Source organism: Serratia sp. UGAL515B_01, assembly GCF_033095805.1.
Taxonomy (GTDB): Bacteria; Pseudomonadota; Gammaproteobacteria; order Enterobacterales; family Enterobacteriaceae; genus Chania.
Genome location: NZ_CP109901.1, coordinates 3,832,276 through 3,848,041 on the forward strand (window position 1 = coordinate 3,832,276; position 15,766 = coordinate 3,848,041).

The 15,766-nt window shown below is 48.3% G+C and carries 13 protein-coding genes; 5 read left to right on the forward strand and 8 right to left on the reverse strand.

Annotated features, from left to right (window positions below):
- Positions 1-445 precede the first annotated feature (445 nt).
- Both OK023_RS17260 and mdtD read left to right on the forward strand, forming a co-directional pair.
- Positions 446-1,135, forward strand: a complete 690-nt coding sequence (locus OK023_RS17260; protein WP_317693864.1) for a FadR/GntR family transcriptional regulator — start codon at positions 446-448, stop codon at positions 1,133-1,135.
- Between the two features lie 156 nt (positions 1,136-1,291).
- Positions 1,292-2,710, forward strand: a complete 1,419-nt coding sequence (gene mdtD, locus OK023_RS17265; RefSeq protein WP_317693865.1) for a multidrug transporter subunit MdtD — start codon at positions 1,292-1,294, stop codon at positions 2,708-2,710.
- Here mdtD and rbsR read toward each other — a convergent pair.
- The 7 genes from rbsR to kup form a co-directional block, all read right to left on the reverse strand.
- Positions 2,707-3,708, reverse strand: coding sequence for a ribose operon transcriptional repressor RbsR (gene rbsR / locus OK023_RS17270; RefSeq protein WP_317693866.1), 1,002 nt, complete (start codon positions 3,706-3,708; stop codon positions 2,707-2,709). The two genes, mdtD and rbsR, sit on opposite strands and share 4 nt — an antisense overlap.
- Positions 3,705-4,640, reverse strand: a complete 936-nt coding sequence (gene rbsK / locus OK023_RS17275; protein ID WP_317693867.1) for a ribokinase — start codon at positions 4,638-4,640, stop codon at positions 3,705-3,707. Before rbsK ends, rbsR begins: the two co-directional genes overlap by 4 nt.
- A gap of 61 nt (positions 4,641-4,701) precedes the next feature.
- Positions 4,702-5,589 (reverse strand): ribose ABC transporter substrate-binding protein RbsB, encoded by an 888-nt coding sequence (gene rbsB, locus OK023_RS17280; protein ID WP_317693868.1) that lies wholly within the window; start codon positions 5,587-5,589, stop codon positions 4,702-4,704.
- 24 nt (positions 5,590-5,613) lie between these two features.
- Positions 5,614-6,579, reverse strand: coding sequence for a ribose ABC transporter permease (gene rbsC, locus OK023_RS17285; protein ID WP_317693869.1), 966 nt, complete (start codon positions 6,577-6,579; stop codon positions 5,614-5,616).
- Between the two features lie 6 nt (positions 6,580-6,585).
- The gene (gene rbsA / locus OK023_RS17290; protein WP_317693870.1) at positions 6,586-8,091 is read right to left on the reverse strand and encodes a ribose ABC transporter ATP-binding protein RbsA; all 1,506 of its coding nucleotides are present in this window, start codon (positions 8,089-8,091) and stop codon (positions 6,586-6,588) included.
- 7 nt (positions 8,092-8,098) lie between these two features.
- Positions 8,099-8,518 carry a D-ribose pyranase gene (gene rbsD, locus OK023_RS17295; RefSeq protein ID WP_317693871.1) on the reverse strand — a complete coding sequence of 140 codons (420 nt, stop codon included), beginning with the start codon at positions 8,516-8,518 and terminating at the stop codon, positions 8,099-8,101.
- A 157-nt stretch (positions 8,519-8,675) separates the two neighbouring features.
- The gene (gene kup / locus OK023_RS17300) at positions 8,676-10,544 is read right to left on the reverse strand and encodes a low affinity potassium transporter Kup (protein WP_317693872.1); all 1,869 of its coding nucleotides are present in this window, start codon (positions 10,542-10,544) and stop codon (positions 8,676-8,678) included.
- A gap of 558 nt (positions 10,545-11,102) precedes the next feature.
- Here kup and ravA point away from each other — a divergent pair.
- Complete coding sequence (gene ravA / locus OK023_RS17305) at positions 11,103-12,611, forward strand: ATPase RavA (protein WP_317693873.1); 1,509 nt, start codon at positions 11,103-11,105, stop codon at positions 12,609-12,611.
- Positions 12,612-12,613: 2 nt separating this feature from the next.
- Positions 12,614-14,077, forward strand: coding sequence for an ATPase RavA stimulator ViaA (viaA, locus tag OK023_RS17310; protein ID WP_317693874.1), 1,464 nt, complete (start codon positions 12,614-12,616; stop codon positions 14,075-14,077).
- A gap of 7 nt (positions 14,078-14,084) precedes the next feature.
- On the opposite strand, the gene asnA is transcribed toward viaA, so the two are convergent.
- Positions 14,085-15,077 carry an aspartate--ammonia ligase gene (gene asnA / locus OK023_RS17315; protein ID WP_317693875.1) on the reverse strand — a complete coding sequence of 331 codons (993 nt, stop codon included), beginning with the start codon at positions 15,075-15,077 and terminating at the stop codon, positions 14,085-14,087.
- 159 nt (positions 15,078-15,236) lie between these two features.
- Here asnA and asnC point away from each other — a divergent pair, with 159 nt between their 5' ends.
- A complete protein-coding gene (gene asnC, locus OK023_RS17320) occupies positions 15,237-15,698 on the forward strand; it encodes a transcriptional regulator AsnC (protein WP_317693876.1) in 462 nt (153 codons plus the stop codon).
- Positions 15,699-15,766: the final 68 nt, after the last annotated feature.

Below are 15,766 nucleotides of genomic sequence, written 5' to 3' on the forward strand. Positions count from 1 at the left end.
CTCTTCAAGACTTGATATTTTTTTGCTGCCTAAGCAGCTGGATATCGTCTTGTGAGTGCCCACACAGATTGTCTGATAAATTGTTAAAGAGCGTTGGTTACCGGAAACTTTCACGGTAACGCGGGAGGCAGATAATACGCTTTCCCGCTGAAGAGTCAAGCCATTTTCTTATTAAGAAGTGGTGTTTTCACCGGCTTGCTGCTTCCTGCCTGGGCAACCTGCTTTGCTATAAAGAAGTCGTTGTTCCCGGTCAGTGGAGGCGCATTATAGGGCGTTCTAAAAACACCGCAACCCCTAATTTAAAAAAATGTTTCAAACGCGGTTTTTTTCAGCAAAACGCTGCACAACGCGGCGTTTTGCCCCTGTTTCTCGAAAAATTTAAAAAAATGCGGGCGCTCCGTAGCGTAAAATGAAAAGGAACAATGCAAGTCGAGGAATTGCAGCCATGAAATTTGATGCTCAACAACAGGCCGCTCAGCGTAACCTTTCTTATCTGCTTGCAGAAAAACTTGGCCAACGGATCCTGGCAGGTGAATATCAGGCAGGTAGCATCCTGCCTGGTGAAATGGAATTAGGAGAACAATTTGGCGTCAGCCGCACTGCAGTTCGCGAAGCTGTAAAAATGCTGGCAGCAAAAGGTATGTTGTTGCCACGCCCACGCATTGGCACCAGGGTGATGCCTCAGAGTCAATGGAACTTTCTCGATCAAGACTTGCTGACATGGTGGATGACTAAGGAAAACTTTACTCGAGTGATGCAGCATTTTCTTATCCTGCGAACTTCGCTTGAACCTCAAGCCTGTTCACTGGCCGCGGCCAAAGCAAGCACACAGCAAAAAGCGCAACTAATCTCCTTAATAGCAGAGATGCGAGCATTGCATATTGATTTCGACCGCGAACGCTGGATTGAAGTTGATACTCAGTATCACCAACTGATTTACGAGGCCAGTGCTAACCCATTTCTAACCTCGTTCGCTAACCTGTTCAGTTCCGTCTATCAGAGCTATTTTCGGGCAATTACAGGTAACGAAGTGATCAAACTGCATCATCATCAGGCGATCGTAGATGCCATTGTGGCTGGTGACAGTAACACCGCACTCACAGCATGCCAGACGTTGCTTCACGATAATGGGTAAACTCATCACTGTTTACATATATATACCTACAGTTATCCCCGTTGCTGGTATGTTGGCGACGTGGTTCCTGCCTGGAGCTCGAGATCGTCACCTTCATGCAATTTAATCTATAAAAAAGATGATAGGGATGAAGTTAACATTAAATCAGGAATGACAATGACAAAATCTGCACGCAGCATGGCTGGGTTACCTTGGATAGCTGCTATGGCTTTCTTTATGCAAGCGTTGGATGCCACCATCCTCAATACTGCCTTGCCTGCCATTGCAAAAAGTCTTGAACGTTCACCATTAGCAATGCAGTCAGCCGTTATCAGCTATACCTTGACGGTAGCGATGTTGATCCCGGTCAGCGGTTGGTTGGCGGACCGATTTGGCACCCGCAGAGTATTCATTTTAGCTGTTTCACTTTTTACTCTTGGCTCACTATTATGTGCCCTCTCCCCAACATTGAGCTTTCTGGTAACTTCACGTGTGCTACAAGGGATTGGTGGTGCCATGATGATGCCAGTAGCACGTTTGGCGCTATTACGTGCTTACCCACGCAGTGAGCTGCTCCCCGTTCTGAACTTTGTTACCATGCCTGGCTTGGTCGGCCCGATCATGGGGCCGCTGCTTGGTGGTTGGTTGGTCACCTATGCAACCTGGCATTGGATATTCCTGATTAATATTCCAATTGGGTTACTCGGCATTATTTATGCGCGCAAGTACATGCCAGATTTCACCACACCAAAGCGCCCATTTGATTTCAAGGGTTTTATACTATTCGGCCTGAGTCTGGTCTTGGTCTCTACCGGTTTAGAACTGTTTGGCGAACAGGTGCTTGCTAGCTACATTTCTTTGGGGATATTTCTCAGCGGTTTTGTCATGCTGTTCGGCTATATCATTCACGCTCGTCGACATCCCCAACCTCTTATTGGATTGGATCTTTTCAAAACCCGTACCTTTTCCGTCGGTATTGCCGGTAACGTTGCTTCACGCTTAGGCACAGGTTGCGTTCCTTTCCTGATGCCTCTGATGTTACAAGTAGGTTTTGGTTACTCAGCGATAATCGCGGGTTGTATGATGGCCCCAATGGCTGTGGGGGCACTCACGGCCAAGTCTACTGTCACCCAAGTACTGCGTTGGTTTGGCTACCGTAACACGTTGGTTGGCAACACTATCATCATCGGTGTGTTAATTGCTCAATTTTCACTGCAGAGTCCGGGCATGTCATTCTGGATCATGATATTGCCGCTGTTTGTCCTGGGAATGGCAATGTCGACACAATTTACCGCCATGAATACCATCAGCCTAGGGGATCTCAACGATACCAATGCCAGCTCAGGTAATAGCGTGCTCGCCGTTACCCAGCAACTTTCTATTAGCTTTGGCGTGGCTGTTAGCGCGGCCGTATTACGTTTCTACGAATCGATGTCCATCGGTACCATGATCGAACACTTTCACTATACCTTTATTACCATGGGGATAGTGACCATCGCCTCTTCCCTGGTTTTTATGCTATTGAAAAAGAAAGATGGCGATAACCTGATAACCGGCAAAGACAAACAAAGAAAAGAGGCTAAAGCCACAGGTTAACGGTAACCAACCGAGGCACGCTCCACCAGTTCAGGCGTCAACACTAAAACCTGAGCTTCACGCTCGGGGTTTTGCAGGCGATCGATTAAGGCATCAACCGCCAATTCCCCCAGCGAATCTTTTGGCTGGTGAATGGTGCTAAGCGGTGGGGAAAGATATTTGGCCAACTTAATATCATCATAACCCATGACAGCCATGTCATCTGGCACCACCAACCCAGCTTGATACAACGCTTGATAGACACCCACAGCAACCGCATCATTACCAGCAAATACCGCATGAGGCGGCTCAGCCAAGGCCAAGAGCTGTTTCATTGCATTTACGCCACCTTCAAACTCAAAATCGCAATGCACTTCATAACCCGGTAAAATTTCAAGACCAGCACGATGCATTGCGCGGCGATAGCCATCCAAACGATGGCGTGCGGTGGTTTTATCTGCTGGCCCGGCGATACAGGCAATGCGGTGGTAACCACGAGCTATCAGATGATCGGTAGCCATTTCACCACCCAGCAACGAGTTATCCTGAATGATATCGTTGGCTCCTTCGAATGGCGCCCAGTCCATCATCACTATAGGCAGAGAAGGGTAGCGGCTCAGTGCATCCTCTGAAGGGCGGTGGTTTTCAGTGCACATCAATAACAAACCATCGACGCGTTTTTGCAGCAATGTTTCCATACTGCGATTCATTCGTGCCGCATCTTCCTCAGTATTGCACAGGATTAGGCTGTAACCACGTTCATAGCAACTGCGCTCAACCCCACGCACGACTTCAGCATAAAACGGATTGTTGCTGGAGGTAACTAACATACCTATGGTACGCGTAGTATTAAGTTTTAAACTACGCGCCAGTGCGGAGGGAGCATAGTTAAGCTGTTCAACGGCGGTCATCACTTTGTTACGGATACTGTCACTGACAAAACGATTATTATTAATCACGTGTGACACTGTCGAGGTAGAGACACCCGCCAGGCGAGCAACATCTTTCATGGTGGTCAACTGTTTGACTCCTGCTGCTGCAGAAAGGCGTCAATTTCTTCACGCCACGGCACCGAAGACTGAGCACCTGGCCGGGTGACAGCAATCGCGGCAGCCGCGTGAGCAAAACATACCGCATCATTCATGGTTTTACCTTCAAGCAGGCCGGTCACCAGCGCACCATTGAACGTATCACCCGCGGCAATGGTATCTACTGCTGTGACCTTAAAACCCGGAACCAATCTGCCATTGCCGTTTTCACTTAACCACACCCCACGGCTACCAAGCGTGATAATCACACAGCCGACCCCCTTATCATGCAACACGTTGGCAGCACGAGCGGCGTCTTGGTCATCATCGATCGCGATCCCCGTTAACCGTTGAGCTTCAGTTTCATTCGGGGTAATCATATCAATCATCGCCAAAAGATCGTCAGGTAGTTCACAGGCTGGTGCTGGATTGAGGATCACCTGAGTGCCATGCTGTTTTGCCAGTTTGGCAGCGGCTATCACCGTTTCAAGTGGTGACTCCAACTGCATTAACAGTGCGTCCGCATTGATAATCGTCTGTCGATAACGATTGATATATTCCGGTGTAACCGCCGCATTAGCACCTGCATCAATGCCAATAACATTCTCACCTTCTGCATTCACAAATATCAATGCAACACCGGTAGTACTTTCAGCAACGGCTTCAATTGGATGGGTATCAATGCCATCGGTAGCCAGTTGCTGACGAATACGTTCACCAATGTCGTCAGCTCCTACGCAGGCAATAAACGCGATATTCGCGCCACTGCGCCCAGCGGCTACTGCTTGGTTAGCCCCTTTACCACCAAAAGCAACTTTATACTGCTTCCCGATGACCGTTTCACCTGGCCGGGGAAACTGTTCGATATTGAGGATATGGTCGGCATTGATGCTGCCCAAAACCACCAGTTGGCCTGTTTCCATCGCATTGATCCCTGAAATTTTGCGCCGCCGTAACACCCAGCGCCGGTGGCGCAGAGATGACTTATTGGGTAACCAGTTTCAGATCAACCGGAATGGTAGCAGGAACCTTTTCACCTTTGAGGATCTTGTCAGCAGTTTCAACACCTATCACACCGATTTGGTCAGGACGCTGCGCTACCGTTGCAGCCATCTTGCCTCCCTCAACCGCTTTCACCCCATCATCGGTACCATCAAAGCCCACTACGACCACATCGTTTTTACCGGCTGTTTGCAGCGCACGCAGTGCACCCAGTGCCATTTCGTCATTTTGTGCAAACACAGCCTGCACGTCAGGATGCGCAGTCAACAGGTTCTGCATGACATTCAAGCCTTTAGTGCGATCAAAGTCCGCTGGCTGGCTGGCCAACAGTTTAAACTTGTTCTGCTCCAGAGACTGTTTGAAACCTTCCCCACGTTCACGCGCGGCAGAAGTACCAGCAATCCCTTCCAACTGGATAACCTTGGCATCGGCACCCGCTTTCTTGGCAATAAAGTCACCAGCCATTTTACCGCCTGCACGGTTATCAGAAGCAATATGGCTGACCACTTCACCTTTGGCTGCTGCACGGTCCAGAGTGATTACCGGGATCTTGGCCTGATTGGCCATCTTGATGGCATTACCTACTGCATCAGAATCAGTTGGGTTGATCAGTAACAGTTTCGGGTTCTGAACCATCAGATCCTGAACGTTGGCCAACTCTTTCGCCGGGTTGTTCTGCGAATCCAGCACCACCAGGTTGTAACCCAGCTTGTTGGCTTCCTGCTGTGCTCCTTCTTTCATTGAAACAAAGAACGGGTTATTAAGGGTAGATACCACCAGCGCGATAGTATCTTTTGCCAAAGCATTAGCACTCAACGTGGCGGTTAGCGCGAAAGCCGAAACTAAAGTTGCCAGTTTTTTCATTTTCATGATCGTGATTCCTGTAGGGAAAAGTTACTTGTTACTTTTGTTGTCTACCAAAACCGCCAGCAGGATAACAACTGCTTTTACGATCATCTGGTAGTAGGAGGAAACGCCCAGTAAATTCAAACCGTTGTTAAGGAAACCCAGGATCAGTGCCCCAATCAGAGTACCGACGATACGCCCCTTACCACCTGCCAGACTGGTACCACCAAGAACGACGGCCGCAATAGCATCCAACTCGTAGCCGGTTCCGGCAGTAGGCTGTGCGGAAGAGAGACGCGCAACTTCAATCACCCCAGCCAGTGCCGCCAGCAAGCCACACAGCGAGTAAACGATGATTTTAACTTTATCGACGCTGATGCCCGAAAGACGAGTTGCAGCTTCGTTGCCACCCAGCGCATAGATATAGCGCCCAAGGCGGGTGTGATGCAGCATGTACCAGACAGCGATAAATACGATTGCCATAATCCAAATCGGGGTGGGTACTCCTAACGGACGGCCAATCCCGAACCAACCAAAGGCATCGCCAACATCGGTAAAACCGGTATTTATGGGGCTACCGTTGGTATACACCATGGTCACGCCGCGTAACAGCAACATCATGACCAAGGTAGCAATAAACGCCTGAACCTTACCTTTTGCAACGATAACGCCTGTACAGGCACCTACTGCGGCCCCTAATGCCAGCGCAGCTGCAACGGCAACCACGGCGTTTATTTCGAAACCCACAATGGAAGCGGCTACGGCTCCCGTTAACGCAAGCAGCGATCCCACAGACAAATCGATGCCGGAGGTCAGGATCACGAGTGTCATGCCAACCGCCATAATGGCGTTGACTGACGTTTGCTGCAGAATATTGAACAGGTTATTAACGGTGAAAAAATTCGGGCTCATTGAGGAAACCACCGCAATCAGCACCAGCAGTGCAATCAACGATTTCTGCTCCAACAACCCCTCTTTACTGAACCAGCGCTTTGCAACACTCTGTGAACTCATATCTGATTACTCCTGCTTTACGCCGTATTGCTTGCCGACGGCCGCGGCCATAAGCACTTCCTGGGTGGCCTGTTCAATAGGGAATTCACCACTGAGATGCCCTTCATGCATGACCAGAATACGATCACTCATCCCTAGCACTTCCGGCATTTCTGAAGAAACCAGAATGATGCTCAGCCCTTCCTGCTTAAACTGGTTGATTAACTGATAAATCTCTTTTTTTGCTCCCACGTCGACACCGCGTGTCGGTTCGTCGAGGATCAACACCTTAGGCCTAGTCATCAAGCCACGGGCAATCGCCACTTTCTGTTGATTACCACCGGAAAGCAGACCAATCGGCTGCTCCATCGAAGGCGTTTTGATGTTGAACAAACGTATAAAGTCACTCACGGCCTGCTGCTCATCCGCATGTTTCAGGCTGCCGCCGGAACGACTGAAATAGCGCAGTGCAGTCAGTGACATGTTTTCCTTCACCGACATTCCCAACACCAGTCCATCACGTTTGCGATCTTCCGAGATATAGACGATGCCATTTGCCAGCCCGTCCTGAGGGGAATGGGTGACCACCTCATGGCCATCAAGGTTTATCGTTCCGCTTTTACGTGGTGCCGCACCGTACAAAATCTTCATTAACTCGGTACGCCCGGCCCCCATCAGGCCCGCAACACCTAAAATTTCGCCACGATATAAAGTAAAACTGACATCCTGCACACCAGGACCTGAAACATGGCTAACTTGCAGGCGTTTTTCACCGCGTGACTGGTTAATACGTGGATACTGTTCTTCCAGCTTGCGCCCTACCATCATTTCAATCAGCGTATCTTCCTGCAACTCGGCCACCGGACTCTCGGCAATAAACTGCCCGTCACGGAAAACGGTCACATCGTCGCAGATTTCAAAAATCTCTTTCAAACGATGGGAAATATAGACAATGCCACGCCCTTCAGCTTTCAGCTCGTTGATCACGTTAAACAATGAGGCTGTTTCAGTATCGGTCAGGGCATCGGTGGGTTCATCCATAATGATGACTTTGGATTCAAAGCTCAGCACCTTGGCAATCTCCACCATTTGCTGATCGCCAATCGACAGTTCCCCCACCAGCCGATGGCTGCTATAGCGTAGGTTCAGCCGCGCCAACAGTTTATCCGCTTCGGCATACATACGTTTCCAATCAATACGGCCAAAGCGATTGACGAATTCACGGCCAAGAAAGATGTTCTCGGCAATCGTCAGCTGTGGGATCAGGTTCAGTTCCTGATGAATGATGCCTACTCCCGCCTCTTGCGACTCCTTCGGTCCTTTGAAAAAAACCTCTTTACCGAGAAAATACTGACTACCCGCGTCTTTGCTGTAAATACCGGTCAACACTTTCATCATGGTGGATTTCCCGGCACCATTCTCTCCTACCAGCGCCATCACTTTGCCGGGATAAACGTTGAGAGCGGCACCAGAAAGCGCCTTCACGCCGGGAAAAGCTTTGTCGATCCCTTTCAGTTGCAGTAGAGGTTGCATAGATGCCTCAGAAAGTTACGCCGGAGCAGAGGATCACATTCGCATAAGGCGAACATTCTCCACTGCGGATCACCGCACGGCTGTGCTCGGTTTTTACCTTAAAATCACTGTGGCTGATATAGCCAATACTGATGGTATTTCCCTGGAGTTGGCCAAGTTGACCCAGTTGAATCAGCAACGCTTCATGGAGTAACGGATTTTGCTTAACAATCTCTTCCGCCAAGAGGGCACTTTCTACCTGCATTTCCTGCGTCACTGCCTCCACGACCTGCAAAAATGTAGGTATTCCTTGGGTCAATGCCAGATCAATGCGCTGCGCTGCGGCTGGAATGGGTAACCCTGCATCGCAAATAGTGATCTGATCGGTATGGCCGAGGCGGGAAATAACCGCAGAAACATCCGAATTCAGTAGAACGCCTTTTTTCATGATTTTTGCTCCAATAGCGAAACGTTTCGCTCACGGTGGAGTTTAAAAAAACCTCATGAGAAGGCAACAGCAGAGTTGAGGAAATGTGATCGCCATCGAAACGTATTAGTATTCGACTAACGAAGTAAAAGAGCCCAGCAAATGCTGAGCCCATGATTTATATCTCGACCTGAGTTCCCAATTCGATAACCCTGTTCGGTGGTATCTCAAATTGATCGGCTGCACGCAACGCATTGCGGCTAAGAGCGATAAACAGTTTACCGCGCAGATACAGGTACCATGGCCGTTTATTGAGGAACAGAGACTCATGAGACAAGAAAAAGGAAGTCTCCATCATCCTGAATGACAACCCTTCCAGCCCACAGCGGTGGAAAACCTCCTCGACGTTTGGCGTTTCACGCCAGCCATAGCTGGCAACTACGCGCCAAAAGCTAGGTGAAAGCTGCTCAATAGTGACTCGGCGGACATTATGGACATACGGAGCATCTTCGGTACGCAAGGTTAACAAGACTATCCGCTCATGCAGCACTTTGTTATGTTTAAGGTTATGCAACAGTGCAAACGGGATAACGTTAACCGCACGGGACATAAACACCGCGGTACCAGGCACGCGAACCGGTGGGGATTTTTCCAGTGATGTAATCAGGGCTTCAAGTGAGTTTCCATGCTCATGCATACGTCGCAACAGACGGAAACGTTCGCTTTTCCAAGTCGTCATGATAATCAACATGACCAACGCTAACGTCAGTGGTAACCAACCGCCAGAGAACAGTTTCAGAGCGTTTGCCGCAAACATTGGCAGATCAATAATCAACAGAATTACCAGGATACCGACCACTAGAAAACGATTCCAATGCCAGTTTTTGATCGCCACTGAGGTTATAAGAACGCTGGTTAACACCATGGTACCGGTCACCGCAATGCCGTATGCCGCCGCCAGGTTGCTGGAATGTTCAAAGCCCACGATCACCAGTACTACCGCGATATACAGCGTCCAGTTGATTACCGGAATATAGATCTGGCCTGATTCCATTTCCGAAGTATGGATAATGCGCATCGGTGATAGATACCCCAGCCGTACAGCCTGGCGAGTCAATGAAAACACCCCGGAAATAACCGCCTGAGAGGCAATCACCGTTGCCAGCGTAGCCAAAATCAATAGCGGGATCAGTGCCCAGTCAGGAGCCAACAAGAAGAAGGGGTTTTTGATCGCTTCCGGATTTTTCAGCAGCAGTGCACCTTGACCAAAATAATTGATCACCAGTGAGGGCAGTACCACGGTGAACCAGGCCAAACGAATAGGGAATTTGCCAAAGTGGCCCATATCCGCATAAAGCGCTTCCACGCCGGTAATTGAAAGCACCACTGCACCAAGTGCGAAGAACGACACCTTCTTGTATTCAACAAAGAAGTTAAGTGCCCATTTAGGGTTCATTGCCTGCAACACTTCAGGGTTGGCAATGATGCTGCGGGCACCAAGCACTGCCAGTACGATAAACCACAGAAGCATCACAGGTGCAAATAACTTACCAACGCTACCGGTGCCACGCTTTTGGATCACAAACAATAAGGTCAATACCAGAATAGACAACGGTACGATATAGGGGTCCAATGAAGGAGCTGCTATTTCCAGTCCCTCTATTGCCGACATTACCGATATTGCCGGTGTGATCACAACCTCACCATAAAAGAAGCTGCCACCAATCAGGCCAAGGATCACCAGTAATGATGTGGTGCGGGCAGAAGTATTACGCCCAGCCAAGGACATTAACGTGAGGATCCCCCCTTCACCGGCATTATCTGCACGCATGACGTAGGTGAGATACTTAAGGGAAACGATGACAACCAGCATCCAGAAGATCAGAGAAAGGAAACCAAACACCACATCCGGGCGGACATCAAAGCCATAATGACCGGAAAAACACTCTCTAAAGGTGTAAAGGGGACTGGTACCAATATCACCGTAAACGACCCCAATCGCCGCCAGGGTGACCGCTGATAATGACTGTTTATGTTCTGTGTTCATAATTCGTTTCTTTTGCTAGCTCATCCATCAGCCTTCACATCCGCATCAGGCTAAAAATAGGGGGCTTTAAGATCCGTTATACCCAGTTTACCCTTTGAATTTCAAGTAATAAAAGCAAACCATATTGCTTATTTCCAAGAGCTAGGCTCCGGTTAAGTGACAGAAGAAAAGCTTTCAACGACACTGTAGCTTGAAAGACCGGGAGAGATAAAAGGCGCACAGTATGCACCATTTAAATTGCTTACCTACTCTTATATCGTCCCCGAAAACTAAACAAAATGTGAACCAGTGACTTTATTAAAAAAATAAACTTATACTAATCAATAATCTATACTTCTAAAAAGAATATGTATACTCAAGTTCATTAAAGTTGCAAGTGGGTGACGAATCAGTTGAGAACCGATTTGAATGCCGCAACGCAGCAGCCCGAAATGAGGGTGAGTAACACAGCTTACAATCCAGCATATTGAAAGGCGACAGGTGTATTATTAAATACTCGATCAAGATTGGCTTTTAGCCTTACAACCTACCCCATCCGCGGACAACGTGAGTAATTTTATGGCCTCATCATCACTTCTTGCAGAACGGATTTCCCGCCTCAGCAATGCGCTAGAGAGCGGCCTATATGAACGGCAGGAAGCAATCAGGCTATGCCTGCTAGCAGCATTATGTGGCGAAAGCGTATTCCTGCTCGGCCCGCCGGGTATTGCCAAAAGCCTGATCGCTCGCCGATTAAAGTTTGCCTTTCGTAGCGCACGCTCATTCGAATACCTCATGACACGCTTTTCTACCCCCGAAGAAATATTCGGCCCGCTGTCTATTCAAGCCCTGAAAGATGAAGGGCGTTATCAGCGACTGACTGCAGGTTATCTGCCCGAAGCAGAGATCGTGTTTCTTGATGAAATCTGGAAAGCCGGACCGGCAATCCTTAATACATTGTTGACAGCGATTAACGAACGCCGCTTCCGCAACGGTAATAGCGAGGAAAAAATTCCACTACGGTTGCTGGTCACTGCCTCTAATGAATTACCAGAAGCCGACAACAGTCTTGAAGCACTGTACGACCGCATGCTGATTCGTTTATGGCTAGACAAAGTGCAGGATAAGCAGAATTTCCGTTCTCTGCTGGTCAGTAGACGGAACGAAAACGAAAACTCAGTCCCAGAATCACTGAGTATCAGCGATGAAGAATTCCACCAATGGCAACCACTAATAGATAAAATCAAACTGCCGGAAAACTGTTTTGAACTGATATTTCTGCTACGACAAAGATTGGATACCTTGGAACAAGCGCCCTACGTTTCCGATCGTCGTTGGAAAAAAACCCTACGTTTGCTGCAGGCCAGCGCATTTTTCAGTGGCCGTGAAACCATTGTTCCCCTGGATTTAATACTGTTGAAAGATTGCCTGTGGCACGACCTGACTTCCATGAAGCTTTTACAACAGCAAATTGACCAATTACTCACTGAACAAGCCTACCAACAGCAAGCGTTACTGATCCAGTTACAACAGATCCATAACCGCTGGATGCAGCATCAACAGCAGCAAAACGATAGCCAGGCGATCACCCTATTAAAAAAAGGGGGTATGTTCAGCCGTAAACCACAATATGCGCTGGAAGAGCCGCTCAACGACAATACGCTGACTTTATTGCTGAAAAAACCGCTGCAACTGCACGACATTCAGGTTAATCATCTGAATATCGAAAAAAGCATGCTGGAAAACTGGCTACAAAAAGGGGGTAACGTTCGCGCCAAGTTGAATGGTATCGGTTTCGCCCAGCAGATTGATCTGGACGTCGACGACCAGTTGCATCTGATTGTGCTGGATGTGAGCCGTCAACCTTCGCTATTGACACTACCGGGTAAGCCTACCGGGGGAACACCGCAGGCATTGCTAGATGAAATGGAAGCGTTGAGCCAGCGCTTGGTGGAGCAACGGCAGTTATTTAGTCAGCATCAACCCTGCTTGTTTACTCCGGCAACAGGTCTGGCGAAGATCGAAGCCAGTCTGCTACAGGTTTCCGAACAACTTAAGCAACAACAGCAACAAATGCGCGGCCAATAAACATGCTCAACCTTGAAACACTCGATTTACTGCTTTCCATTACGGAAAACGAGCTGATAGAGGAGATGATCATCGGCATGCTTGCCGCACCGCAGTTGATGATATTTTTTAATAAATTTCCGGCAATACGCCGGGCATTAAATAGAGATCTGCCACGCTGGAGGTTGCAGCTAAAACAACGAATTCATCAGACTATGGTTCCTCCAGCCTTCACCCAAGAATTTTACCGTTATCAACAGTGCCAATTGGAGAGTTCTATCCAATTCTTTCATAACCTCAACGATACCCTCGATTTTCTACACAAATTGAGTTCTCCATTTTACGAGCAGGCACGAAAGATGACCGATGCCGCCGACCTGCCTAATCATCCGCGTGATAACAGTTTTCAGACGCTGTTTCTACAACGCTGGCGCATCAGCCTGACGTTACAAGCCACTCTGCTGCACCACCAATTACTGGAGCAAGAACGAGAACAATTGATGGCTGAATTACAGGAACGATTAGCCGTAAGCGGCGCCTTAGAACCGGTATTAGCAGAAAACGATACTGCAGCAGGCCGATTGTGGGACATGAGTAAAGGGCATCTACAGCGCGGAGACTACCTGCGGCTGGTGGAATATGGCGACTTCTTGCAACAACAACCAGAATTACAAAAGCTGGCCCAACAATTGGGGCGCAGCTATGAGGCTAAAGCGGTACAACAGCAAGACGCTCAACCTGAACCCTTTCGCGTAATGGTTCAGGTGCCCGCCATTCAGCCGGAACAGGTCAGCGGTATCCATCAAAGTGACGATATTCTGCGGCTATTACCAACAGAACTGGCGATCCTAGGGATTGAAGAACTGGAATTTGAGTTTTACCGGCGATTACTGGAAAAAAGGTTGTTGAGCTATCGTCTGCAGGGTGATGCCTGGCAGGAGCAAACCTTGATGCGTCAAGTCACGCATAAACAGCAAGATCGGCAGCCACGAGGGCCATTTATTGTCTGCGTTGATACGTCTGGTTCAATGGGGGGGTTTAACGAACAATGTGCCAAAGCCTTCTGCCTGGCGTTATTACGCATCGCGCTAGCCGATAACCGGCGTTGTTACATTATGCTGTTTGCTAACCAGATCGTTCATTATGAACTGACGGCAGCCAGTGGGCTCGAACAAGCCATTCGCTTTTTGGGGCAACATTTTAGGGGAGGAACCGACTTGGCAGCCTGCCTGAACGCAACAGTAAGCAAAATGGTAGAAAGCGACTGGTTTGATGCCGATGCGGTGATAATTTCAGACTTTATTGCCCAAAGGTTGCCTGACGAGGTGATTAAGAAAGTAAAATTGCAACAACAAAGCCATCAACAACGTTTTCACGCTGTGGCCATGTCAGCTTATGGAAAACCCGGGATCATGCGCATCTTTGATCATATCTGGCGTTTTGATACCGGGCTAAAAAGCCGTCTAATGCGCCGCTGGCGGCGCTGATTAACGTTTACAACAACCCGGAAACCGTCTCGCGCAATTCTGGTGCCCATACGCCACACTGAACCTGACCGATATGCGACAGCTGAAGCAACAGCATCACCAAACGTGATTGACCGATCCCACCGCCAATGGTTTGCGGCATTTCACCACGCAGTAGAGACTGATGCCACTCCAGCTTCAAGCGTTCCAGATCGTCTGTCAGGGTCAGTTGATTTTGCAGCGCCGCCGCATCAACACGGATCCCCATAGAAGACAGCTCGAACGCATCCTGTAATACCGGGTTCCACACAACAATATCACCGTTCAAACCAGCCAGCCCTTCAATACCCGGCGAGGTCCAATCGTCATAATCAGGGGCTCGCACATCATGGGGTTTACCGTGAGATAGTTTACCACCGATACCAATCAGGAATACCGCCCCAAATTCTTTAGCTATAGCACGTTCGCGCCCTTTGGCATCTAGCTCGGGATAACGTTGCAGCAGGGTTTCGCTATGAATAAAGTGGATATGCTCTGGCAGGAACGGGGTGAAACCATACTCGCGGCTTACTGCAGCTTCTGTTTCTTTTATAGCTGCATAAATGCGTTTAACCGTGTCTTGCAGATAAGCCGTGTTGCGTTCACTGTCACTCATTACCCGCTCCCAGTCCCATTGATCGACATACACAGAGTGGATCGGTGTGAGACGATCTTCATCTGGACGCAGTGCTTTCATATGGGTATACAGACCTTCTCCGGCTGTGAAATCGTAGCTGCCAAGAGTTTTGCGTTTCCATTTGGCCAAGGAGTGAACCACTTCAAATGTTGAATCAGGCAAACTTTTCACTTTTACCTGAACGGCTTTCTCGCTACCGGAAAGGTTATCCTGAGTACCATCACCCAGGCGGCTAAGAATAGGAGCTTGAACCTCAACCAGGCTAAGCTGTTGTTCCAACTGGCGCGAAAAGAAGGATTTTATGAAACTGATTTGCTGTTGTTTTTGAATAAACTGCTTTTTCATTACCGTATCTCTTAAATAAATAATCTGTCTAGTTAGCAGTGATTAAGCAACAAAATGGCACCATCATTCAATATACATCAATAAATATTGCCAATATTATTTTAATCATTCATTTTTATACGCTATTAACTCAATAATCAGCAAATTAACGGGGGATTTATGCCAGAAATTTATCAGATCGATAATCTCGATCGCGACATCCTCAACGTGCTAATGGAAAATGCCCGGACACCTTACGCAGAACTGGCAAAGAATTTTGCTGTCAGTCCAGGCACCATCCACGTCCGGGTAGAAAAAATGAAGCAAGCTGGGATCATTACAGGTGCCAGAATAGATGTAGACCCTAAACAACTGGGTTATGACGTATGCTGTTTTATCGGCATCATCTTAAAGAGTGCCAAAGACTATCCTTCCGCACTAAAGAAACTAGAAAGTCTGGAAGAAGTGGTTGAAGCTTATTACACCACGGGCCACTACAGCGTTTTTATTAAAGTGATGTGTCGCTCAATAGATGCCTTGCAGCAGGTACTTATCAACAAGATCCAGACAATCGACGAGATCCAGTCAACGGAAACACTGATCTCCCTGCAAAACCCGATTATGCGTACTATCACACCTTAATTCCCTTTTTTTTCCCTTATTATCCACAGGTAGATCCCAACCAATTCACAGAGTACAATGCAGCCTCT